General features: G+C 37.3%; 19 protein-coding genes. 8 read left to right on the top strand and 11 right to left on the bottom strand.

Annotated elements, in window-relative coordinates:
• Nucleotides 1-51 precede the first annotated feature (51 nt).
• Nucleotides 52-759, top strand: a complete 708-nt coding sequence (locus AC106K_RS22045; protein WP_482447597.1) for a LytR/AlgR family response regulator transcription factor — start codon at nucleotides 52-54, stop codon at nucleotides 757-759.
• Nucleotides 760-1,089: 330 nt separating this feature from the next.
• Here the strand turns inward: AC106K_RS22045 and AC106K_RS22040 are convergent, their stop codons facing one another.
• The gene (locus AC106K_RS22040) at nucleotides 1,090-1,515 is read right to left on the bottom strand and encodes an META domain-containing protein (RefSeq protein WP_482447595.1); all 426 of its coding nucleotides are present in this window, start codon (nucleotides 1,513-1,515) and stop codon (nucleotides 1,090-1,092) included.
• Nucleotides 1,516-1,610: 95 nt separating this feature from the next.
• On the opposite strand from AC106K_RS22040, the gene AC106K_RS22035 reads away from it, so the two are divergent.
• Nucleotides 1,611-3,818 (top strand): S46 family peptidase, encoded by a 2,208-nt coding sequence (locus tag AC106K_RS22035; protein ID WP_482447594.1) that lies wholly within the window; start codon nucleotides 1,611-1,613, stop codon nucleotides 3,816-3,818.
• A 77-nt stretch (nucleotides 3,819-3,895) separates the two neighbouring features.
• Complete coding sequence (locus AC106K_RS22030; protein ID WP_482447593.1) at nucleotides 3,896-4,372, top strand: YdeI/OmpD-associated family protein; 477 nt, start codon at nucleotides 3,896-3,898, stop codon at nucleotides 4,370-4,372.
• 66 nt (nucleotides 4,373-4,438) lie between these two features.
• On the opposite strand, the gene AC106K_RS22025 is transcribed toward AC106K_RS22030, so the two are convergent.
• Nucleotides 4,439-6,511, bottom strand: coding sequence for a hypothetical protein (locus tag AC106K_RS22025; RefSeq protein WP_482447592.1), 2,073 nt, complete (start codon nucleotides 6,509-6,511; stop codon nucleotides 4,439-4,441).
• Between the two features lie 256 nt (nucleotides 6,512-6,767).
• Here AC106K_RS22025 and AC106K_RS22020 point away from each other — a divergent pair, with 256 nt between their 5' ends.
• Nucleotides 6,768-7,991, top strand: coding sequence for a spondin domain-containing protein (locus AC106K_RS22020; RefSeq protein WP_482447591.1), 1,224 nt, complete (start codon nucleotides 6,768-6,770; stop codon nucleotides 7,989-7,991).
• 302 nt (nucleotides 7,992-8,293) lie between these two features.
• On the opposite strand, the gene AC106K_RS22015 is transcribed toward AC106K_RS22020, so the two are convergent.
• The 3 genes from AC106K_RS22015 to AC106K_RS22005 all read right to left on the bottom strand — a co-directional run bounded on the left by AC106K_RS22015 (nucleotide 8,294) and on the right by AC106K_RS22005 (nucleotide 11,042).
• Nucleotides 8,294-8,869, bottom strand: a complete 576-nt coding sequence (locus tag AC106K_RS22015; RefSeq protein WP_482447590.1) for a DUF2335 domain-containing protein — start codon at nucleotides 8,867-8,869, stop codon at nucleotides 8,294-8,296.
• Nucleotides 8,841-9,119, bottom strand: a complete 279-nt coding sequence (locus tag AC106K_RS22010) for a hypothetical protein (protein WP_482447589.1) — start codon at nucleotides 9,117-9,119, stop codon at nucleotides 8,841-8,843. Before AC106K_RS22010 ends, AC106K_RS22015 begins: the two co-directional genes overlap by 29 nt.
• A 390-nt stretch (nucleotides 9,120-9,509) precedes the next feature.
• A complete protein-coding gene (locus AC106K_RS22005) occupies nucleotides 9,510-11,042 on the bottom strand; it encodes a YifB family Mg chelatase-like AAA ATPase (RefSeq protein ID WP_482447588.1) in 1,533 nt (510 codons plus the stop codon).
• 250 nt (nucleotides 11,043-11,292) lie between these two features.
• On the opposite strand from AC106K_RS22005, the gene AC106K_RS22000 reads away from it, so the two are divergent.
• The 3 genes from AC106K_RS22000 (at nucleotide 11,293) to AC106K_RS21990 (ending at nucleotide 12,979) form a co-directional block, all read left to right on the top strand.
• The gene (locus AC106K_RS22000) at nucleotides 11,293-11,784 is read left to right on the top strand and encodes a RidA family protein (protein ID WP_482447587.1); all 492 of its coding nucleotides are present in this window, start codon (nucleotides 11,293-11,295) and stop codon (nucleotides 11,782-11,784) included.
• Between the two features lie 109 nt (nucleotides 11,785-11,893).
• Nucleotides 11,894-12,463, top strand: coding sequence for an exonuclease domain-containing protein (locus AC106K_RS21995; RefSeq protein ID WP_482447586.1), 570 nt, complete (start codon nucleotides 11,894-11,896; stop codon nucleotides 12,461-12,463).
• A gap of 165 nt (nucleotides 12,464-12,628) precedes the next feature.
• Nucleotides 12,629-12,979: a hypothetical protein gene (locus AC106K_RS21990; RefSeq protein ID WP_482447585.1), complete on the top strand. Its 351-nt coding sequence runs from the start codon at nucleotides 12,629-12,631 to the stop codon at nucleotides 12,977-12,979.
• Between the two features lie 851 nt (nucleotides 12,980-13,830).
• Here AC106K_RS21990 and AC106K_RS21985 read toward each other — a convergent pair.
• The 4 genes from AC106K_RS21985 to AC106K_RS21970 form a co-directional block, all read right to left on the bottom strand.
• On the bottom strand, nucleotides 13,831-14,793 hold the full coding sequence (locus AC106K_RS21985) for a T9SS type A sorting domain-containing protein (RefSeq protein WP_482447584.1): 963 nt from the start codon (nucleotides 14,791-14,793) through the stop codon (nucleotides 13,831-13,833).
• Nucleotides 14,794-14,836: 43 nt separating this feature from the next.
• Nucleotides 14,837-16,240: an outer membrane beta-barrel protein gene (locus AC106K_RS21980; RefSeq protein WP_482447583.1), complete on the bottom strand. Its 1,404-nt coding sequence runs from the start codon at nucleotides 16,238-16,240 to the stop codon at nucleotides 14,837-14,839.
• Nucleotides 16,237-16,800, bottom strand: a complete 564-nt coding sequence (locus tag AC106K_RS21975; protein WP_482447639.1) for an RNA polymerase sigma factor — start codon at nucleotides 16,798-16,800, stop codon at nucleotides 16,237-16,239. Before AC106K_RS21975 ends, AC106K_RS21980 begins: the two co-directional genes overlap by 4 nt.
• A 97-nt stretch (nucleotides 16,801-16,897) precedes the next feature.
• Nucleotides 16,898-17,473 (bottom strand): DUF4840 domain-containing protein, encoded by a 576-nt coding sequence (locus AC106K_RS21970; RefSeq protein ID WP_482447582.1) that lies wholly within the window; start codon nucleotides 17,471-17,473, stop codon nucleotides 16,898-16,900.
• Nucleotides 17,474-17,820: 347 nt separating this feature from the next.
• Between AC106K_RS21970 and AC106K_RS21965 the strand changes: the two genes are divergently transcribed.
• Nucleotides 17,821-18,303, top strand: coding sequence for a hypothetical protein (locus AC106K_RS21965; protein WP_482447581.1), 483 nt, complete (start codon nucleotides 17,821-17,823; stop codon nucleotides 18,301-18,303).
• A 114-nt stretch (nucleotides 18,304-18,417) separates the two neighbouring features.
• On the opposite strand, the gene AC106K_RS21960 is transcribed toward AC106K_RS21965, so the two are convergent.
• Both AC106K_RS21960 and AC106K_RS21955 read right to left on the bottom strand, forming a co-directional pair.
• The gene (locus tag AC106K_RS21960; protein ID WP_482447580.1) at nucleotides 18,418-19,833 is read right to left on the bottom strand and encodes an efflux transporter outer membrane subunit; all 1,416 of its coding nucleotides are present in this window, start codon (nucleotides 19,831-19,833) and stop codon (nucleotides 18,418-18,420) included.
• The gene (locus tag AC106K_RS21955) at nucleotides 19,820-22,978 is read right to left on the bottom strand and encodes an efflux RND transporter permease subunit (protein ID WP_185289968.1); all 3,159 of its coding nucleotides are present in this window, start codon (nucleotides 22,976-22,978) and stop codon (nucleotides 19,820-19,822) included. The genes AC106K_RS21960 and AC106K_RS21955 overlap by 14 nt, the downstream gene beginning before the upstream one ends.
• Nucleotides 22,979-22,980: the final 2 nt, after the last annotated feature.

Below are 22,980 nucleotides of genomic sequence, written 5' to 3'. Positions count from 1 at the left end.
TAATTTTCTGATTTTTAAATATTTAAATTAAAAATTAACATCCAGAAGATCATGATTTCCCATATTAGATGTATGATTATTGATGATGATGAACTGGACAGACTGGTTCTTCAGCATTATATCAAACCGTACGGCAATATAGAAATTGTCGGCTCCTTCGATTCAGCAGAAAAGGCAATTTCCTGTCTTCATCTTCCTGTTGATCTCCTTATCACAGAAACCAATTTAAAAGGCATGAGCGGGCTTGAATTCCGAAAGACGGCCCATAAGGTCCCGGCCTGTATTTTTATCAGTTCCCATCCGGAACTGGCAGCTGGAGTCTTTGAAATGAATGTTTTAGATTTTATCACCAAACCTTTGACTTCGGAACGCTTCCATTATTCGATGCAGAAACTTTTCACCTTTTTTGAAATGAGAGAAAAATGTGAATGCTATGATGCCATGATAGGAGAAAGCTCCATTACCATAAAAGAAGGCGGAAATATTTCCCAGATCAGGATGAAAGACATTTTGTATCTGGAAGCTTTAAAAGACTATACCCGCATCATTACTCTTGAAAAAAAGCACTGCATTCTAAATTCTCTGGGCAATATTCTTCAAAAAAACGCTTTTGACTCTTTTGTAAGAATTCATCGGAGCTATGCTGTTCCCCGCCACCTCATTCGTGGAAAAAACTGTCACGAAATAGAACTCGCCCATCATATCAGGCTTCCTATCGGCAGGACCTATAAAGATAATCTATCCTTCTTCAAGCCTTAAAAAAAACAACAGCCCACTCAGAAATTCACAAAAATGTTATTCGTCGATTATTTCTGCCGTTGGTCTATTTTTTCATCATCTTTTTCTGACAGGTTGTAATTTAGTCTTCCCAAAATCAATTCAATAAAACTGATAACTCAATAACATCTCAAAAACAGGCAGTCCGTCAATACGGTTAATTCTAGGAACACAAATTTTTAATGCCCTGAGATCCGAATGGCAACTCTGAGAGAAATATAAGAATTTCTAAAAAACTGATAGCCAAACTAGATTTTTCAAACAAAAAGAAAGTCCGCTACGATGCGGACTTTTTTATATCGAAGCCTGAGATCAGTCCCAGTCTGCAGCCACAAATTTCATTGAATTCCCATTACCGTCTGACAAAGTGAGAAAATGCCCTTCTATGGAATAGGTAGTCATTGTTTCTATTTTTTTCTGAAAAGCTGTTTCCAGATTCATATCCTGGCAGGCTTTCATTGTGCTTATCCCTTTTGATATTTTTACTTTTCCTCCTTTTTTAAATTCTGAAGAAAAAGACATCCTGTTGCAGCCCATGTATGCGCTTGCCTGAATTTTTCCTTTTTCCATGTGGGATGTTAGGTTAAATTCCGCCTTATTTGCCATCAGCTGATCTTTGGTAAAACCATCAAAAGACACCATCATCCATTGTCTTTGCAGGTAAGGATTTTTCTCCGGTACTGCTGTGCAATTCCAGACAAGGCCTAAAAACAAAACCGTAAAAAGAGGTAAAAGCATTTTTTTCATGCGGATTATCATTCCATTTTCATACCAATCCGGGATAGAATCTCGTAAAAATTAGTAAATTAGCGACACAAAAATTATTTTATAAAATGAAAAGACTATTTCTACTATTCACTTTCTTGCTGGGCTTTGCTCAGATGAGGGCGGATGAGGGGATGTGGCTGCTTATGCTTATCAAACGACTTAACGGTGTTGATATGCAAAAAGAGGGTCTTCACCTGACGCCTGAGGAAATTTATTCTGTGAACAATTCAAGTATGAAAGATGCTATCGTAAGCTTCGGTGGTTTCTGTACGGGTGAAATTGTTTCTGATAAAGGACTTTTATTTACCAACCACCACTGTGGTTACGGAGCTGTAGCTGCTGCTTCTACTCCTGAAAAAGATTATTTGAAGAACGGTTTCTGGGCAATGAAACAGAAAGACGAATTCAATGCAAAGGATCTTTATGTAAGATTCCTGGTAAGAATGGATGATGCGACTAAAAGAATCACATCCAAACTGAACAACAATATGACCGGCGCTGAGAGAAAGGCTATTATTGATGCTGAAACAAAAGCAATTCAGACAGAAAATTCTGAGAACGGGAAATATACAGTAGTTGTAAAGGATTTCTTCAACGGAAACGAATTCTATTATTTCGTATACCAAGATTATAAAGATGTAAGATTAGTAGGTGCTCCTCCTTCCTCATTAGGAAAATTCGGTGGTGATACTGATAACTGGGAGTGGCCAAGACATACTGCAGACTTCACGGTTTTCAGAGTCTATGCTGATGCTGCAGGAAACCCTGCGGAATATTCTCCAAGCAACGTTCCTTTGACTCCGAAGCACTCACTTCCGGTTTCTCTTAAGGGAATTAAGCCAGGTGATTTCTCAATGATCATGGGTTATCCGGGAAGAACAAACCGTTATCTGACTTCTTACGGAATTCAGCAGATGGTAAACAAAGACTATCCGGCATGGGTTGAAGCTTCTAAAGTAGCCATGGATGTTATGAAAAAATACATGGACAAGGATAAAGCAACTCAACTTAATTATGCTTCTCAGTATGCTTCAGTAGCTAACTACTGGAAAAACAGACAGGGAACGATTGATGCAGTAGAGAAAAACGGTACTATTACTGACAAGCAAAAGATCGAAGATATATACAGAAAATGGTCTATCCAGACAGGAAATGAAGAATATGATGGTATTCTGGGAGATATAGAGGCTTATTATAAGCAGGTATCTGAAAGAAATGTTGAAAGAAACTATGCAACACAGTTCTCCAGAAATGCAAAATATATTTCTCTTGCTCAAAAAGTAGGTTCTGTACTTAAAGCTTATGCTGCTCAGGATATGCAGGGAAGATTGGCTATGAAGGCTAAAACTGAAGCGGCTATTAAAGAAGCTTATGAAAACTTCAACCCATCTTTGGAGGGAGAAATGCTTGCTGCTATGACAAGTCTTTACCAATCAAGAGTAAAAAACACAGAAGTTGCTTCTGCTACGATTTTAGGTTTAGATGCTAAAACGGTTTCAAACCTTGCTTACTCTTCAATTTTTGCCAACAAAACTTCTGCAACGAACTTCTTATTGAATCCGGATGCATTGAAGCTTGATGCTGATCCGCTTTGGAAAGCAGCTAACGGAATTTCTGCTGATCAAAAGATGAGCAATGAAAGATTTGTGAAAGTGGATGACAATTTTGCCAAAAACAACCGTCTGTTCTTAGCAGGTCTGATGAAGGCAATGCCTGAGAAGAAATTCTACCCGGATGCTAACTCTACAATGAGATTAACTTACGGTACTGTAGATAAACTTCCTATCAGAAATGACAGAAACTATTTCGGTGTTACAGACAACTATTACACTGATATGACCGGTCTTGTTGGAAAATATAAGAAAGGGGATGAAGAATTTGATCTTCCACAAAGAGTGATCGATCTTTATAACCTTAAAGATTTCGGACAGTATGCTGATGCTAAAGGATATATGCCTGTAAACTTCCTTTCCAACAACGACATTACAGGAGGTAACTCTGGTTCTCCGGTAATTGATGGAGACGGAAACCTTATCGGTATTGCATTCGATGGAAACAGCGAAGCTTTAAGCGGTGATATTGTATTCGAATCTGAATGGCAGAAAACGATCAACGTAGATGTTCGTTTCGTTCTTTGGACCATCGACAAATATGCTGGTGCAAGAAGACTAGTGGACGAATTGAAGCTTGTAAGAGACGCAAATACTCCTGCTGATACTAAAACTAAAAACTCAGGAACTACTGCAACTCCTAAGAAAATAAAGAAAAAATAATCTGATCTGATTTATTTTTGAAAACCGTGAAATTAATTTTCACGGTTTTTTTATTTTTAATGATTAAAATATCAGTCATGAATCCTCAACCTATAAAGTTCGCCGCCATCATTAAACAAAATGGGGAAATGAACGCTGCTTATGTAGAGTTTCCCTTCTCCGCAGAAGATATGTTCGGTAAAAAAGGACAGGTAAAAATAAAAGCTACCTTCGACGATAAGGTTGAATACCGTGGAAGTCTTGTCAAAATGAAATCGGATTGTCATATTTTAGGACTGACTCAGGAAGTCAGACAACAGCTCGGAAAAACTTTTGGTGATGAGGTTTCTGTTTCTCTTATTGAAGATAAGGAAGAGCGCATCGTTGAAATTGCAGAGGATATTACTTTGGTCTTTAATGAGAATCCTGAAGCAAAAATATTATTTGACAAGATGAGCTATACCCACAAAAAAGAATACATCCGCTGGATTGAAGAAGCCAAGAAACCTGAGACGAGAGAGAATAGAAAGGTGAAAATGATCCAGATGATTCTGGATGGGAAAAGGGGAATATAAAAAGAGTCCAGGAATTCCTGAACTCTTCAATAATGGTTATTAATTTTTAATAAGAATCATTTCAATTTAATACGTATCATAAGTACATAACGGGAAAGTAACAGCCGTATCATTTGCAGTGACAGAAGAAGGAATATTGGTTGTGATTATATTTCCTTTTTTCTCTACAATTTTAAAACGAACCGTTCCACCAACTGAATTGATGTAAAATATAGTTCCAAGAGATAACTTTTCAGGATCTCCGGTTTTTACTATAAACGTACTTAAGCCGCTGGTTGCATCAACTGTATATCCTAACAAAGGACTTCCTACTCCGGACTCTTTAATAACTGACGTCTTATGAGTGCTAAAGTTATAAAACTTCTCACCTGTATTAAAGTTGAAGCCAGACATAAGAGAACTTGAAGGGTCATCTGCAATTGCATAAGTATCTTCGGGAATACCCAGGAATTTTACTTTTTCAATACATCCTATATCTTTTTTATTGATCATCACTTTCAGCCTTGCATTCTCAAAAGTTCTCTGAATAATACCTACATATTTTGCATCTGGGATGAATGGAAAGCTATTAATATAATCGCCATATGTTTCTGCTCCTAATCTGATAACCGCCATATTAGGAGTAATATCTGCCCAAAAATCACTTGGAATATTATTGATTAATTGTATTTGTTCCTTCAGCTTTACAGAATTAGTGATTACTTTTCTGTCTTTATCAAATAGAACAAATTCTGCGAATCTGTTCCATTTTACCCATAAAGATGTATTAGGATTATTGATTTTGAAGACCTGACAAAATTTATTAGGATAGTAAGCATTGGGGATAAGGCCTGTATTCTCGTTAAATGATTCTAAATTTTTAACATAGGTCTGAGGGACCACATACGGAGTTGTAGACTCAGTTTTACCATCCCGCTTATAATCCCCTGCTAAATTCTCATCCAGAAGAACAAGAGGATTTTCACCAATATATTTGATTCCGTTTTCATCTGTAAAATCTGTTACAGAAACATATTGGTTCGATTTGAATGTAAATTCTGAACCTCGGCGGAAAATACCAACCCTTTTATCATTTACATTTTCTATTCTAGGTTCTACAATTGAAATTCCTGAGCAACTTGCCTCGGAAAAATCAAAGCAAAGTGTTTCCTCAAGCAGATTTTTATTGCTATCTAAATATTTTCCTTCAAAAGACTGATTAAAAAATAACCAGGAATTACATTCTTTAGATGCAGCATCTTTTTCAAATTTTATAAAAGTCCTTCTTCTTCGTACAGGTTTACTTTCATCAAGCAGCCCGGAAAAAGAACCAAACTCCCCTCCTGTTACTCTATTGGCATTGGCCCAGCCATTATTCATATTTCTTATGACAAAAGAATCCAGATTCGTGGTAAATGATTTCAATTGAATGTCGTTCCATGCAAAACCTTCAAATATTCCCGCAGTTTTATTGGCTTCACAAATAACTCCTTTGGTAAAGAACGAAGCTCCAACTTTAAGTGTAGAATAGACAGCTCCCTGAATATGAATTCCAATAAAATCATCGGAAGAAAAATCAGCTTTCGGATATGCTGTAACATGAGTATCAATAACATTTCTATGGCTATTCTGGAAAATTAAAGCCGTTTTATCAGAGGTTCCTCTATAAAATATCTTTTCCACCAAAAAGTTGACTGGTTTTTTAAATTGGATTGTTTTTTCTATTCTATATCCAACAGGACTGTTTCCCACTAAAGTAACGCCTACTTTTTCAAGCGACCAGTTTTCCTGAGAGTCGTTTGGATTTGCTGATACAAAGTCATAAAGTCCATTGACAAATTTAGCTGCGTTTTGAAAAGCTTTTGTATCATCTGTTGTAGCATCTCCTATTGCCCCAAAAAGCTCAATATTAATTGGCTCTCCTGCTAAAAAGCTTGTTAATACATAATAATCATTTTTATTTTCAGAAGCATTCCATCTTTTTCTATAAATAATCCCGTCACATAATGCATCAGTCATTGGAACCGGAGCAGCAGCGTGATACCAGCTGGTCACTTTTTTATAGTTTACATTTTCTTTTGAATAACTATCTACTAATTGTACCAATTCATCGGCAGGATCTGTTGAAGTGGCTGAGAAAAAATCATCGGTGAATTTCATTTTAATATTTTTTGATTACAGGTTAATTTTTTAGACAACTACTTATATGGCCATATTTTGTTTTGTCTTATGCAAATATCACCCTATACTGCGACAAAACTTGACGTATTATTTATTAAACAATTAAAAAAAACATCTTGATTTACAGTACGTAACAAATACATCGTCAATCAATATTCAATTTTTTTGTCAGGATTTAAAAAAGGCTTCGACTATAGTTTCAACTACCAGTTATAACTATAAAAAAATAACTTTTATGAAAAAGACTTTTTTAAAAATCACAGCAGCTATGGCAGGGATCATGGCAACATTTACTCTTTCATCATGCAGCGATTCAGACAATGGAATGATGGATATGTCTTTTCAAAGAACGATTACCTTTGAAAACGTTGTTACTCCTAAAGATTTTGTGCAAAGCGGAAGCTTTCAGGGAACAGGAACTCCTCCGGTGATTATGCCGGGGCAGTCTGTATCTTTCAAGTTCAGTGCAGGGAAAACCCAGGCTCTTATGTTTGCCACCATGTATGGAGCTTCAAAAGATTGGTTCTTTGCTTCTCAGCAGCCGGGCATCAAACTCTTTGACACTAATGGAAATGCCATCACAGGTGATGTCTCTTCAAGCGTGTTATTATGGGACAACGGAACGAAGGACAACATGACCGGACAGTCTGAGAGCAAACCTATCACACAGGTTCCTAATGTCAATGCTTCACAACTGATGAAACTTAATCTTACCTATAATGATGCAACTTCCGAATTTACTCTAACTATTATGAACACTTCCGGCGGAACAGCTAATGAGACTCCTTTTTCTCCCGGGGTATGGGCCGTTTCCAACTATAATGGTACTCAATTACTGAACAGCACTCCATTTTTTACGCCTAATGCTTTATCCAATCCTGAAATCACAGATATTGCCCAGATGGGAAATATTGATAAAATGAAGGTAAAACTTATGGCCAATACAGGAATTATGACAGGGCTCTCCCCTGCATTGGTTGTCGTTTATCGTGGGGATAAGAATCCGATTTATGAACTGGGAAAAACAGATACCGGAATGGGGTTGAAAGAAATTGCCCAGTTTGGTAATGTAACGAAACTTCAGAACAGTCTGAAATCGTTACCGAATGTGAAAGGCGTGTATGTTGCGGGCAATGCACCTGTGCCGCCTGGAAGTAAGGTAATGGCAAATTTCAATGCTGATCCTGGAGACAAAATTGCCTACGCAACCATGTTTGGATTTTCTAATGACTGGTTCTATGCCAATGAGCAAAGTATCGAAGCTAATGTAAAAGGGGATCTTACTTCAAAAACTTCTTTATTTGATTCCGGGACGGGAGTAGACCAATATCCTGGAGCGGGAAATCACCAGGCTTTATTTGGAGGAACCCCACAAAATGAAAGTATACCTATTTCTAAAGTTGGAACCCAATATTCAGTTCCTGCTGTACAGAATATTATCAAAGTAACAATGAATTAAACTTAGATACTATAATCTCTCTATACAAATTTTAATAATTAGAAATTACCAAAAATAATAATATCTGCCATTAGCTTTTATTTTTAAGTAAAGTTATGGCAGATATAAATATAAAAGTGGTAAATAGAAAATTGAACAATAGACGTTTGCAAATATTATTTACCATTCATTTGTATCTATGGAAACGGTTAATAAGCTCAATTTAATATTAGTAATTTAAAATTGTTATTACCTAAAGAAACGATATTGCTCTTTTAAATAAAATAATAGTGAATTTATCTCATTTACAGTACAAATAAGCGTTATTCATTAGAATTTTTATTACTTATAATTTTTCCAACTAAAAACGTTCCAGCCAAACCCACAATTGTTGTTCCAAAAATAATTCCTGCAGCAGTTTCATGGTCATTCATAGCCAAATAAACACCAGATACAGCAAATAGCAGTGCTAGAATAAATGCAAACCATTGTCCTCTCGTAGTTTGATTATTTGTTGCCTTAATATCTTTTCTATCACATTCAAATCTATGGTTTTGTTGATTTTCAGCTAACTTCATAATTCTGTCAGCTCCATTAGGTATTATTTCATTATATCTTTGAAGTGAATCTGGATCTGGAAGTGGGCCAGAGTGACTTGTAGCCTTTAGTGAAACAAATCCAACAGTTTTAATAACTTCAATTTTTTGAGAACGACTCATTCCATTAAAAATATTAGGATTCTCTTCAAAAAGAATTTGTGCAGGTTCCCTATATTCTTCTGGAAGATCTATGAAGTCAGCATCAATAATTTCAGTTTCTTTTTCTGATTCTGGCTTATTATTCTTAGAAGCATTCTCAACTGAAGTTTCTTCAGGTGCATTCTGACTTTTCTCTGGCATGGCTATTATTGTTTAATCGCTTATTCTCTAAATTAATATTCTTTTTAAATTCCTTTAGTGCATTTTCAATATCTTCTCCAACAAAAATCCAGTCAGAATAAATTTCGTCAAAATCTTTTTCTGGTCTTAGTTTGGGATTAGCATAATAGCAACTTCCCCAAATATCAGATATGCTACCCATGCCAACAACAAAGCCTTTCTTAGACTTTAAATAGTCTCTTTTAAGAAGTTCTTTTAATTTGTTTTTCATAATATGAATATTAAATTACACGTGTTCACATGCTATACAAATTTATACAAATTTTGTACCTATCCAAATAAAAGCCGGCAAAAATATAAAAAACTTTTATATTACTGAAATTATGACTTGTTTATTTATTAACAGACATCGAATTTATGACAAATTTGTCTAATTTAATTACAGCGTTACTTAGTTTATCGTATTATAACTACAAACAAAAGCACCTCCTAACAATAAAGTTTTTATCTTATATATCTCCTAGTTTTTTGTGTAATTACCTAAATTTATATTTATAATAGAATTAAAACATCAGGTCTCTTGTTGTCTGAGATTATATTGATTTATAGTAGTAGACTTAATTTCTTTTTCAATAGTAATGATTTTTTGAATTCAAATCTATTAGCCATTCCAGAATTCACGATCTAAGCTTCGGTATTGTATGGCTTCAGAGATATGATGGGAAAGGATCTTTTCAGATTCTTCGAGATCTGCAATCGTTCGGGCTACCTTCAAAATTCTGTCATAGGCTCTTGCTGAAAGATTTAGTTTCTCCATAGCCAGTTTTATGAGGTTAAAAGAAGTTTCGTCCAAATTACAGTAAGCTTCAATTTCTTTAGGACCGATTTGGGCATTGCTACTGATATTAAGATTTTTATAGCGTTCATTCTGAATATCCCTTGCCTTCAAAACCCGTTCTCTGATGTCTTTGCTTTTTTCTCCCTTCCTTTTTTCAGAAAGCTGTTCAAACTCTACTTTCTGTACTTCGATATGAATGTCGATCCTGTCCAGAAGCGGCCCGGAAAGTTTGTTCATATATCGTTGCATTTCGTACACAGAAGAAGTATTGTTGGGATCATCAGGGAAAAAGCCACTCGGACTTGGGTTCATAGAAGCTACCAGCATAAAGCTTGCGGGATAATTTACTGTAAACCGTGCTCTGGAGATGGTCACTTCCCTATCTTCCAAAGGCTGTCTCATGACTTCCAGCACCGTCCGTTTAAACTCCGGCATTTCATCCAGAAATAAGACCCCATTGTGAGCTAAGGAAATTTCTCCGGGCTGGGGATAACTTCCTCCACCAACAAGGGCAACATCTGAGATTGTGTGATGTGGCGAGCGGAAAGGACGAACAGTCATTAACGATGCTTCTGTTCCTATCTTTCCTGCTACGGAATGAATTTTAGTGGTTTCCAGTGCTTCTTTTAACGTCAAAGGAGGAAGAATACTGGGTACTCTTTTCGCCAACATGGTTTTTCCGCTTCCGGGAGGACCTATCAGGATGATGTTGTGACCACCAGCCGCTGCTACTTCCATTGCTCTTTTGGCCGTTTCCTGACCTTTTACTTCTGAAAAATCAAACGGAAAATCATTGATCTTTTCATGGAATTCTTTTCTGGTATCCAATACGACTTTCTCAATTGCTTTCCCTTCATTAAAGAAATCAATGACTTCTTTGATATTTTCTACGCCATATACCTCAAGACTATCGACAATGGCAGCTTCTCTCGCATTTTGAATGGGAAGAATAATTCCTTTAAATCCTTCTTCCCTTGCCTGAATAGCAATTGGAAGGACTCCTTTTATAGGCTGAAGACTTCCATCCAAAGAAAGTTCCCCCATGATGATATAATCCTGAATTTCTTCAGCTAAAATCTGATCGGATGCTGCTAAAATCCCGATAGCAATACTCAGGTCATACGCAGAACCTTCCTTTCTAAGGTCTGCAGGAGCCATATTAATGGTAATTTTCTTTCCGGGAATCTTATAGCCTACATTTTTCAAAGCAGCGGAAATTCTGTAACTGCTTTCTTTGATCGCATTATCCGGAAGACCTACCAAATGGTATCCAACTCCGGTATCTACATTCACTTCAATCGTTATCGTCTGTGCAGCAACGCCATGAATGGCACTGCCATAAATTTTGATCAGCATGGTGTGTTTTTGAAGTAAATATAACTAATATGTCATTTTGAAAATCAGGAACTTAATTGTATTTTTTTCTATGGAAAAAGATATTCTGAAAACGATATTAAGAAAAATGGATCCTGAGATCTCTGCTTCAGTTTTATAGATACAAGTGAGGAATTGTTTTTTATCTTAACCTTTTTTAGGTAAATACGATCAACATATGTATAGTTTTCTTATCATCCATCGGTCTACATTTGTTGCAAGCATAAGAAAAATGAAATCTATATTAAACTTATCAGCCCTTTTCATGGGCTTTCTAGCTTTAGCACAACATAAAGCGACAAAAGAAACGTCTTCAATTGTACATAAAAATCCAACAGCCATTTTCGACCCGACTCCGTTTGCTTTTTCGCATTCTGCAGCTCCCACAACAGCTAATGGAAAATATGTTTATATATCCGGTCAAAGCGGTGGAGAAGGTTTGAATCATCAGCTATCTGAAGATTTCAGAACCCAGGTACAATCATCGCTTCAGAATCTGAAAACAGTATTGACTGAATATAAATTAGAGCCTAAAGATGTTCTTAAAATTACAGTATTGATTGTAGACCATAATCAGGAAAAACTCAAAATTTGGACAGAAGAAGCGAATAAGATCTGGAAAAATGATCAGCTTCCTGCCAGTACACTCATTCCAGTTCCAAGGTTGGCTCTGGATAATATGCTGATAGAGGTAGATGCTGTAGCATTTATTAAAGCGAAATAAAAAGGCAGCCTCAAAAGGCAAGGTCCTACGTTAATAGATTGCGCAGTAATAATATACCTTTGATAAAAATTAATGATAGCCCAATTTAAAAACGTTTAAAAACCATACTATGAAATTTTCAAGTGATTTAGTAATTTATGATTTAGAAGGAAGTTGCAAAACTTTTGGAAAAAATGAAATACACGAAACGAATATCATAGAAATAGGGGCTGTAAAATTAGACAAGAAAACTTTTGAAATAAAAAGCGAGTTCTCAATTTTAATAAAACCCAAACATTTTCCAATTCTGCCTGAAATCACAGATATTACGAACATTACCAATGAAATGGTTGAGCATGAAAAGTATTTTGATGAAGCCATTCCTTTGTTTTTAGATTGGTACGGAGAAAAAAATAAATCAACGTTAGCGGGTTGGGGTTTGTATTATGACTTGCCTCTTTTGAGAAAAGAGTTTACGGAATTTGGATTTGATTATAATCAATATTTTGTTGGTGGAGGTTTTGACATCCGAGCGCTGGGAATTTATTGGCTGGCTAAAAAAAACATCTCTACATCAGGAATTTCATTGGAAAGAGTTTTAGAAAAAATGAATATAAAAGAAGATTTTAAATTTCATAGAGCATTAGATGATGCAAAAGCAACCGCATTAATATTACAACAAATTCTGAACGAAAAATAGTTGTCTGCTCCTAACAAAGATTGGATAATAGTGATCAGAAAGTACATCTTTCACTTTTTGTGCTTCGACAGATCTTTAATATACCATTACCCATTCATTTCTAGAAAATAAATTCAATCATTTGGTTATAAAAAGTCTTATTTTCGGGTACTAAACTCAATAACCATGAAAAAACTATTTTTTGTCTTGTACATGATCATCTTAGGCTGTAGCCATGGGGTAATGGCACAATCGAAAACGACTGAGACCAAAGTTTCTATGCTGAAGGTATTACGCAACAAGCTCGCTAAAGGAACAGTCGAAGGGGGTGCTTCTAAAAAAAATGCTGAAAAATTTGCAGATTGCTTTATAAAAGGATTAGGTGAAAAACTGAACATGGAAGAGCTTACCATTTTTTATAAGCTGAATACTGCAAAGCCTGCACAAATAAAAGAACTTGAGAAACAGGCTATAAAAATGGGTTTAAAGGAGAAAACGAAAACCCTGGGAATGGATTGCGCATCTATCCTTCAGTAAATCTATAGTCTACCTACCTATGCAAATCTCTCAATAAATGCAAGACCACACAGACGCTTAATCATCATCATTTAGAATTCACTTATGATCTTAACTTTTTCAAGCCTTCTCTTTTTAATTTTATTACTGTGCATCATTATCTGTTATAAATATTTCTTCAGAAAAAAGATGTTGGTGAATGCGGTATTGGACTTTTTTACAGGAATTACCATTCTTTTTCTATCAACAGATTTCTTTACAAGTAAAGTCCCATATTCAAACGTTCATGGAGGGAGTCTACTACTTGACCTGCTTAATTTTATCTTTTTCCCAATGCTTTATATTATTTCATCCGTTGCTTTATATTGGAAAAGATCTAAAAAAATCAGTATTTTGATTCCGGCAGGTTTATACATCACCTATATAATGTTTGTTTTTTTCTCTTTTGAATTTGCCGATATATTTCAGAAAAATGTCTTATTGTCTCTTTTTCTAGCATTTTTTCCTATCTATATTTACAATTATTTCCGGGTATTCGTAAATAATAAAAACGTCATACAATAAAAAACCGGTACAAAATCAATTTGTACCGGACCCAACTATTATTAAACTAACGAAGAAATTAATATATCTGAATTCTGAATAAAAAATAAATTTCAAATCAAGAAGTCAGATGCCGAAAAGAAGAAGTTCCTTATTAGGGGGCCTATAATGACCATTACTTAACAAGGAGATGTTGCTCTACACAAGTATTAAAAAAACATAACGCTCAGATCTTCTTCTACAGCACAAGGATACTCCTACTTCCGGCACCTATACTTCTTTCCCACAATCAAAATTTTAATATATTTCTGTATTCAAATTATTTAATCTTATTTTTTTATAAATCTGTTCTTATACTCGGTTCCGTCATCACTTTTAGAAACAATGATATAATTTCCAGGGACCAGGTGGCTTACATCAATCGCCTGATTATACTTGTGATCATTCTTTTTCATGATCAGCTTTCCGGACATATCGATGATGGTAATTTCTTTATAATTTTTATCTGATTCTTTCCCGATATAAAGGAACTGAGCGGTAGGATTCGGATATATTTTCAGGTTGTTATTTTGGGCTTTTACCTCTCCTGTTCCCAGATTACTGCAGAATTCCCAGTTTCCGAAGTTCAGCTCTACAAACGTAAGCGGATCCAGCATGTGACATTGTTCCGGGCAATATTCTGTACAGGCATAAAATCCATATTTCCCGTTTTGAGTAGCAACATAGGTATCTCCCTGAACGCCAGGAATAATACAAGGATCATTGTTGGCAGGAGGATTTCCTCCCGGAACACATCTGAACCAAAGATGCTTCCCATATACCACAGGGAAAATATCATCAAACTGTACTGATGCTCCATTGCATACATTGATGGCTCCCGTATCTGTTTCTTCATAGGTTCCCGGAGTAAAAGTAGACATCATCGCAGGAAGTCCGTAAACGAATCCATCTGCAAATACGGCAGGGCTTTCTGCAATACAGTCTCCTTCCACAACTGCTACTTTAAAATAATTAAGCTGATCGCCCCCGTTAATCGTCAACTGCTGTGATGTAGCTCCCGGAATAGCAACCCAGGGGTTATTGTTTGGGGTCTGCCAGGTCCACTCCTGCTTGTACCATTGATATGAACCGAAAGCTTGTGTCGAAAGGACTTCATTCTCTCCATCACAGAACAGGATACTTCCAGTGATTTTCAAGCCAAGCCTGGGGCTGGTTATGGTAGGATTACACTGCGCCTTTATATTCAGAAAACTGAATAATACGACGGCTAAAAAAATTAGTTTTGTTTTCATATATAGACATTTAAGTTGATTTCTCTATAAACATCCTCTACATTCAGTCAAGCAGCAATCTGACTCCAAACTTTATATTAAAAAGGAGTGGCTTTTCTTTATACATTGTATTGGGAGCATTTTCTCCTTTGAAATGATAGCCTATTCCCGGCTCTCCATAAATCCCAAATTTATCTATGACTTTCAGCTGTACTCCAACCGCCGTATTGACAGAAAACTGCAAAGGCTTATGGTCCAGCTTCTCCTTTATGGTTTCTTTCACCTCATCATTGACGATATAATTTGTTGTAATACTTCCCGATATAGGTTTCTCCAACAACATCCCTCCTGTAACATATCCTGTAAACCGTCCTTTCTGAATCACATTATAATTGACCTGAACCGGAATTCCCACATAGTGAACCACCTGATCTCCTTTGATATAATTACTTCCATTACCTGAATGAAGCTCGGAAGCCAGTTTGGTGTAATTCAGTCCTGTTCCTATTCCCCACCTTTTTCCCAGGTTATAATACAGGGATAATCCTAATGTAACAGGGACTTTATGCCTGATTCTGGCCTCTACCGGTCTGCTTTGATTGGCCAGTAAAATTTCTGTCAGAGGATCTTCTTCATACTCTGTTGCAGTCCATACTTGTTCAATATTCATAGGTTTCCCATCAATGGATGCATACCCCGGAAACTGCTGTTCTGCCGAATTGGATGAAGCATTTCCTGTAAGCATACTCAACATCCATGATCTTTTTTGATGAAGCTTTCCTGTTTTATCCTTATGGTCAGCATAGGCCTTCTCATTTTGAAGTTCTTTCAAAAGAACTTCATCTTCTGGTTTCTCATTTACCGACCCTTTTGGGGTTTCATCAGAAGACACTATTTTGGGCATCTCAAGGTTACTATCAGGGAAATACTTTTCAATATTTTCTGTTTTTCCGGGTTCTTTTTTATTATTCCCGGGTTCACTTCTCCATACGTTGTTAAAATTTCTTTTTCCCACAGTTTCTTTTACCTCATCTTTATTAAAAGCATTCTGAGCTATAGAAGCTTCTGTGTTTAAATGCATTCCTTTTTCAGCATTTGGAGTAAATGGCTTTTCCGGTTTGTTCTCAACAGCACTTTTCCCTGCACTTTCTGTATGATCTGCCTTATTTTCAGAAAGCATCTGATCTGTTTTATTGTCAGGCAATAACTTCATGGTCAGAATAAGCAGTACAATGGCTGCGGCAATACCTCCTATACGGTATAGCAGTGATCTTTGCCCCACATCCGGGTTTCCTGTATCTCCCATTTCAGAAGTCTTATCTGATTCGGAGGCTAAACTGAAAACAGCTCCTTTTTCTTCTTCTCCGGAGAACAGTTCGTCTCTGATGTCATCCCACAGCCCATCAGGAATATCTTCTTCATGGTCTTCCATTCTGCTGCGCAGGCTATTTAACCATTCATTATTCATACTTGTGCTTTTTTTGACATTTTAAACTCTTTTATTTTCTGAACAAGCAATGCTTTTGCTCTGTGAAATTGCGATGCGGAAGAGTTTTCTGCAATTCCCAGGAGTCCTGAAATTTCTTTATGGCTCTTTTTTTCAAACACATACAGATTGAAAACCGTCCTATAGCCTTCCGGAAGAGTTCTGATCATTTTCATAATATCCTCCTGTGGTACTTCTTCAAAATCAGGTTCTTCCTCTTCAGGAATATCAGAGAGGTCCTCTACTTCCACAGCAGACTTGAAGTCATTATTCCGTCTGATATATTTCAAAGATTCATTCACAACAATACGGGTCATCCAGGCTCTCAAAGATCCATTTCCCCTATATTCAAAAGATTCTATCGAGCGGAACATTTTGATAAAGCTGTTTTGAAGAACATCATGAACATCTTCTTTTTCCGCGATGTACCGTGAACACACATAGGTCAGATTTCCGGAATAAGCTCCAAAAAGCTCTTTCCAGGCTGCTTCCTCTTTTTTCAGAAGCTGCTTTACTAAAATCTGTTCTTTGTTCTCACTCATATACTGCTGCCGTAGCTGTTTCAATATTGACCCTATTGGCAGGGCAAAAATAGATTGCATCTTTTAAAACGCAATCCATTTATGATCATATCTATTGTTAATTTTTTATACAGAATGGGAAGTTATACTCAATCACCTCATAAGGGGTAAGTAACGTCCCGTCTACTGTAATTTTTTCTGCCATGACAGCAAATCTTAGCGACCTGTCCATGCCTACATAAAATCCTTTCTGCTTTGCTGTCATTACCACAACAGTCTTTTTATTCACTCCTTCTACTGGAATCTGCAGTTCCAGCGTCTTAGGGGCAAAAGTCAGCTCCACTACATTACTGGCTTGGTTTACTGATGCAGTATACTTAAGGTCATATCTCACTTTTCCAATCGCTTTTAATGCGGCTTCTGCTTTTACCGGATCTTTCACTACTGTTTTTACAATTTCATTGATCGGAAATTCTGCAAACATGATGGTATCTTTTTTTACTTTAAAATCTCTGACACTTTCTTTCCTTGTGCTTCCCTGTATGGTAATCAGTTTTCCTTTATAATTTCCGCTCATTTCTTCCAACTTCACCGGTGGTACATCCGGTCCGTCGGTATTGCATGAGGATAAAGTAAATCCTACCAATACGATTACAACTGCTATTAAAAATCGGGGTACTGTAAATTTTTTCATTGCATTATTTTTTCATTGAACATTGATTATTTTCGAGTACTCACTTATATAAATCACTCATTTCAGAAATCTTGCATCCTTTTTTTAAAAAAAAAGATGAAATTTTTCATAAACAATTGATTTTGTGCAAATAAAAATCATTCAACATTGAACGTTTTTTAATAAAACCTTCTGATCTTTATATATTTGCATTTTATAAGACTTTACCTTATGTACAATCTTATGACTTTATTTTTTTCATCTTCTCTACCTAATTACCGGTAGAAAAAAACCGCCAGTTTATGGTATTGTTCTGACACTTCATTGCAAGCTACATTTGCCTTTAACAATGCAAAATAGTAATGGGAATGAAAATTCAAAACACAAGACAAATTATTTCAGGACTTCTCATGGCAAGTTTACTGGGAACAGTTTCTACAGCATGCAGCAAAGATGATGATCCGTCAGAAGCCAAAGCCAATGTGAAATTTACGATTACCGTAAACGGAGCAGATTCTAATGATCAGGTAGATTTTCTCGTAAGCGCAGGAAATCACGACACCAGCCAATACGGAAACCCAGTCTGGAAGATGAATGGAGTAACTCAGGGTAATGAAAACGATATTCAGTTGGATGTTAATAATTTTACAGGAACTACGAAGACCTATGTATTTGAAACCGTAAAGCCATTTAATTTTTCCAGTCTGCATATTATATTAGCTAATCTTGACGGAGCTCCTCTTTCTGTAAGTTATAAAGCGGAGGTAGGTGGAACTGTAGAAACGAACGAGAACAGAACTGTAGTGGCAGGCCAGAACTTTATTAAAGATTACTCTTATCAGGCTAAATAGTTTTCATCATCTTCATTATTTACGATCAGTTTTTTGGTAAAAACACAAATATTTAAGCAAAAAAGGAAGCTACACCTGTAACTTCCTTTTCTGCATTTATTTACCATTTATATCTTACTGTACTCCACCTCCAAGGGCTCTGTAAAGATCCACCTCAGCATTCAAACGCTCTAGGGTAACATTGATGACTTCAAGATCGTTCTGAAGCTTATTGTTCTGAGCTGTGATCACTTCAAGATAGGTGGCCATACCGCTTTTATACAGTTTAAGAGCATCATTGATGCCTTTGTCTAAAATGGCTGTTCTCTGGTCTAAAAGCTGTAATCTTTCGGACGTTCCTTTAGATTTTGCCATAGCATCAGAAACTTCTCCTACGGCAGTCATTACCGACTGTTTAAAATTAATAGCTGCTTTTTCCTGTTCGATCAGAGCCGTTTCATAAGCGGTTTTTAATTGCTTTTTCTGAAAGATCGGAGCTGCAAGATTCGCTGCAATCGCTTTGGTAATGGAGCCAGGTATATCAAACCATGAGCTGAATTTATTGGAGTTTACTCCTATCTGTGGGCTCAGGCTGATACTTGGATACATTGCTGCTTTTGCCAATCCTGTTTTTGAATTCAGGCTGATCACATTAAATTCTGCAACTTTCAGGTCTGGTCTTCTGCTCAACAGCTGTGCAGGAAGTCCTTCTGAAAGTTTATTTTCAGGGATCATTGTTTTCAGATGACCTTCTCTTTCGATCTTATCCGGATATTCACCACAAAGGATACTCAGTGCATTTTCCTGAACGGAAATATTCTGTTTGGCCAGCGGAATCAGCAACTCAGCGGTTTTCTTCTGTGCCTCCGACTGCTGTACCGCCAATGAATTGATCTGTCCTGCTTTGAACTGAAGATCCATCATTTTAAGAGTATTATTGCTCAGTTCGATGTTCTGCTCGGCAATCTTCAACTGTTCGTCTAAGCTTATCAGGTTATAATAAGCCTGGGCTACCTGAACAATGATTCGGCTTTTTACAGCATTTAAATTTTCTTTCTGGGCAAAATATTCAGCGGCTGCAGATTCTTTCTGCATTTTGGCTTTTCCCCAGATGTCTACTTCCCATGAAAGTCTGAGGGCCGCACTGAAATCATCCATATATTTGGTTCCTACGAACTGCTCATTCAGAGAGCCATTAAGGGTGTTTGTAGAAGCCCAGCTTCTGTTGGCTCCTGCGGTAAGATCCAAAGTAGGCATCAGAGACAGCTTAGCCTGTTTATAGATCAGATCCAGTTGTTCGATGTTTTTCAATGCGACATTCACCTCGGTATTTCTGATGAGTGCTTTATCAATTAAACCTATCAGCTTAGGATCTTTGAAAAAGGTCTTCCATGGAAGTACTACCGTATCTCCCGTCACCTGCACAGATTCTTTATAAGTCTCCGGAATCTGCAGATCTGTTCTCGTATAGGGTTTCCCCACGGCACAAGACACCAGTACTGATGCCAATGCGCCTGAAATAAGGAAATTCTTTATATTAAATAGTCTCATTTGTCAATTGATTTTGGATTACAGGATACTTCTTTTTGGATGAAAATTTCTCGTCCAGATACTGAAAGAACATGTACAGTACAGGGATTACAAATACCCCCAGAACCACTCCGCTCAACATTCCTATGGCGGCACTTACACTGATTGATTTATTTCCTGAAGCCATTCCTCCCGTGGAAATCATCAATGGAATCATCCCTACAATAAAGGCCAGTGAAGTCATAATGATCGGTCGCAGCCTCGCTTTTGCTCCTTCTAATGCTGAATCCAGAATGGAGAGTCCTGCCTTTCGTCTTTGGACAGCGAACTCCACAATAAGGATCGCGTTTTTGGCCAACAAACCGATAAGCATGATCAGTCCTACCTGTACATAGATGTTGTTATCCAGTCCTATGGCTTTGATCCCAAGGAATGCGCCTACAACTCCTGTCGGGATGGAAAGCATTACGGCCAGTGGAAGAATATAACTTTCATATTGTGCTGCCAGAAGCAGATATACGAAAAGTAAACAAAGCCCAAGGATGACCACTGTCTGGTTTCCTGCTGATTTTTCTTCTAAACTTAATCCTGTCCATTCATAACTGTAATCAGAAGGCAGTTTGTTCAATGTAGGTTCAATTTTATCCATCAAAGCTCCATTACTGATTCCTGGTTTTGGTACCACATTGATGTTTAATGAGTTGTAAAGGTTGTATCGCTGTACAGATTCCGGGCCGTATACTTTTTTCAAAGTGATCAATGTATTGGCAGGAACCATATCGCCTTTGTTATTTTTCACAAAAATATCGTTAAACGCCTGCTCATCCATTCTGAAGACCCCGTCAGCTTTGATGTTGACTCTATAGAACTTACCGAATCTTGAGAAGTTCTGGGATTGGTCTCCGGAGAAATAAGTCTGGACGGTTCCTAATAAATTAGCAATACTTACTCCCAGCTGTTTTGCTTTATCTTCATTCACTTCAAGTTCCAGCTGCGGGTAATCTGCTCTGAACATGGTATAAGCATATGCTACTTCAGGAACCTGCATCAGCTGTCCAATTACATCATCTGCCTTCGCTTTAAGAGCCTGTGGATCTCTCGCCATACGGTCCTGAAGCACTACTTCAGCATCATTGGTTACTCCATATCCTTCTACCGGTGGCATTCTGAAGCTCATTACACTTCCTTCCTTGATCACAGACAGTTTTTCATTCACAATGTTCATGATCTCATCGATATTCTGAACAGCTCCTCTTTCTTTTTTAGGCTTTAATTTCACAAATCCCATTGCATAAGCTGGTCCGGCACTGTTACTTAAAAGGTTAAATCCTGTAATGGATGTATTTTCCTGAACGGCATCTACTGTTTTTAAGATCGCATTGATCTTATTGGAAACTTCTGTTGTTTTGGTAAGTCCAGTTCCCGGTGGCATGCTTAATGAGTAGATGAAGAATCCGTCATCTTCCATAGGAACAAAACTCTTGGTGGTACTTGTCATCAACCAGGCAGACAGACCTATAATTCCGGCTACCAATCCTGCTGCGATCCATTTTTTTCCAATTAAAAATTTTACTCCTTTTGCATAACGGTTGGTCATATTATTGAAACCTGCATTAAAGGCTACCGCAAATCTTTGTCCGAAACCTTTCGGTTTTCCTCCTTCTTCTGCATGATGGTTTTTCAAAAACACAGCACACAAAGCCGGCGTCAACGTAAGAGCGTTCACAGCAGAAATAATAATCGCAATAGCCAGTGTATAGGCAAACTGCTTATAGAATAATCCTGCAGAACCTGACATAAATCCGATCGGAATAAATACCGCAGACATAACCAGGGTAATGGAGATAACCGCTCCTGTAATTTCTCCCATCGCCTTATGAGTGGCATCTCTTCCTGAAAGGTCTGTTCCTTCCATATTACTGTGTACAGCTTCTACAACGACAATAGCATCATCGACAACAATCCCGATGGCCAGTACAAGGGCGAAAAGTGTCAATACGTTGATCGTAAATCCTAATACAAGAAGGAAGAAAAACGTACCGATAATCGCTACCGGAACGGCAATCGCCGGAATAATCGTAGACCTGAAGTCCTGTAAGAAGATGAATACCACAATAAATACCAGTATAAAAGCTTCTATCAGTGTAGATTTCACCTGTCCTGTCGCTTCATCCAGCCTTTCTTTTGTACTCATTACCTTGGTATATTTGATACCCGGAGGGAATGATTTTGACAGCTGATCAATGGCTTTATTAACTCCAATTTCAATTTCGTTGGCATTGGAGCCGGTAGTCTGCATAATGGCTACAGTAACGGCATTCTTACCATTGGAAAGGTTATCGCCGGTATTGTTGATCGACCCGAATTCTACACGGGCCACATCTTTAAGCCTGATTACATTGGTTCCGTCATTTTTAACGACGATGTTTTCATACTGTTCCGGTTTATTCTTTTTTCCTTTGTATCTGATTACGTATTCCAGTGCGGCATTGGATTCTTCTCCCAATTTACCTGGTGCAGATTCTAAACTGTGGTCTGCAATGGCATTGGAAATATCTGAAGGCTCTAATCCATAAGAGGACATTTTCTGAGGATTCAGCCAGATTCTCATAGAGTAATCTTTGATCCCGAAGATCTGCGCCTGTCCTACTCCTTTCACCCTTTTGATCTGTGGAATAAGGTTGATATTGGCATAGTTCTGAAGGAAGGTTTCATCATACTGCTTATTGTCTTCTGTATAAATATTGAAGATCAATACCATACTGTTCTGCTGCTTGGAAGTGGTCAACCCCATCCTCACCACTTCCTGCGGAAGGATCGGTGTGGCCTGCTGTACTCTGTTCTGCACGTTGACGGCAGCCTGATCGGCATTCACGCCCTGTTTGAAGATTACAGAAATGGTAAATGTACCGTCATTACTTGCCGTAGACTTCATGTAGCTCATATCTTCTACCCCATTGATCTGTTCTTCCAAAGGTGTTACTACGGAACGGATCACTGTTTCACTGTTCCCTCCCGGATAAGATCCTGAAACAGTAATGGTAGGCGGAGAAATATCGGGGAACCTTGTCACCGCCAGCTGATTGAGTCCTATAATCCCTAAAATGACAATGATAAGGGATATTACCGTCGCCAGTACCGGACGGTCTATTATCTTTTTTAGCATTT

This window comes from Chryseobacterium sp. FR048 (genome assembly GCF_056844665.1).
This window is presented reverse-complemented; position numbering and strand designations above follow the sequence as displayed.

What these genes read in the sequence shown, in the direction of transcription:
- AC106K_RS22000 (WP_482447587.1), top strand. Translation starts at nt 11,293, where the DNA reads ATGAAATCTATATTAAACTTATCAGCCCTTTTCATGGGCTTTCTAGCT.
- AC106K_RS21960 (WP_482447580.1), bottom strand. Translation starts at nt 19,833, where the DNA reads ATGAGACTATTTAATATAAAGAATTTCCTTATTTCAGGCGCATTGGCA.
- AC106K_RS21965 (WP_482447581.1), top strand. Translation starts at nt 17,821, where the DNA reads ATGAAAATTCAAAACACAAGACAAATTATTTCAGGACTTCTCATGGCA.
- AC106K_RS21995 (WP_482447586.1), top strand. Translation starts at nt 11,894, where the DNA reads ATGAAATTTTCAAGTGATTTAGTAATTTATGATTTAGAAGGAAGTTGC.
- AC106K_RS22020 (WP_482447591.1), top strand. Translation starts at nt 6,768, where the DNA reads ATGAAAAAGACTTTTTTAAAAATCACAGCAGCTATGGCAGGGATCATG.
- AC106K_RS22040 (WP_482447595.1), bottom strand. Translation starts at nt 1,515, where the DNA reads ATGCTTTTACCTCTTTTTACGGTTTTGTTTTTAGGCCTTGTCTGGAAT.
- AC106K_RS22035 (WP_482447594.1), top strand. Translation starts at nt 1,611, where the DNA reads ATGAAAAGACTATTTCTACTATTCACTTTCTTGCTGGGCTTTGCTCAG.
- AC106K_RS21975 (WP_482447639.1), bottom strand. Translation starts at nt 16,800, where the DNA reads ATGAGTGAGAACAAAGAACAGATTTTAGTAAAGCAGCTTCTGAAAAAA.
- AC106K_RS22010 (WP_482447589.1), bottom strand. Translation starts at nt 9,119, where the DNA reads ATGAAAAACAAATTAAAAGAACTTCTTAAAAGAGACTATTTAAAGTCT.
- AC106K_RS21955 (WP_185289968.1), bottom strand. Translation starts at nt 22,978, where the DNA reads ATGCTAAAAAAGATAATAGACCGTCCGGTACTGGCGACGGTAATATCC.
- AC106K_RS22025 (WP_482447592.1), bottom strand. Translation starts at nt 6,511, where the DNA reads ATGAAATTCACCGATGATTTTTTCTCAGCCACTTCAACAGATCCTGCC.
- AC106K_RS21990 (WP_482447585.1), top strand. Translation starts at nt 12,629, where the DNA reads ATGAAAAAACTATTTTTTGTCTTGTACATGATCATCTTAGGCTGTAGC.
- AC106K_RS22015 (WP_482447590.1), bottom strand. Translation starts at nt 8,869, where the DNA reads ATGCCAGAGAAAAGTCAGAATGCACCTGAAGAAACTTCAGTTGAGAAT.
- AC106K_RS22005 (WP_482447588.1), bottom strand. Translation starts at nt 11,042, where the DNA reads ATGCTGATCAAAATTTATGGCAGTGCCATTCATGGCGTTGCTGCACAG.
- AC106K_RS22030 (WP_482447593.1), top strand. Translation starts at nt 3,896, where the DNA reads ATGAATCCTCAACCTATAAAGTTCGCCGCCATCATTAAACAAAATGGG.
- AC106K_RS22045 (WP_482447597.1), top strand. Translation starts at nt 52, where the DNA reads ATGATTTCCCATATTAGATGTATGATTATTGATGATGATGAACTGGAC.
- AC106K_RS21970 (WP_482447582.1), bottom strand. Translation starts at nt 17,473, where the DNA reads ATGAAAAAATTTACAGTACCCCGATTTTTAATAGCAGTTGTAATCGTA.
- AC106K_RS21985 (WP_482447584.1), bottom strand. Translation starts at nt 14,793, where the DNA reads ATGAAAACAAAACTAATTTTTTTAGCCGTCGTATTATTCAGTTTTCTG.
- AC106K_RS21980 (WP_482447583.1), bottom strand. Translation starts at nt 16,240, where the DNA reads ATGAATAATGAATGGTTAAATAGCCTGCGCAGCAGAATGGAAGACCAT.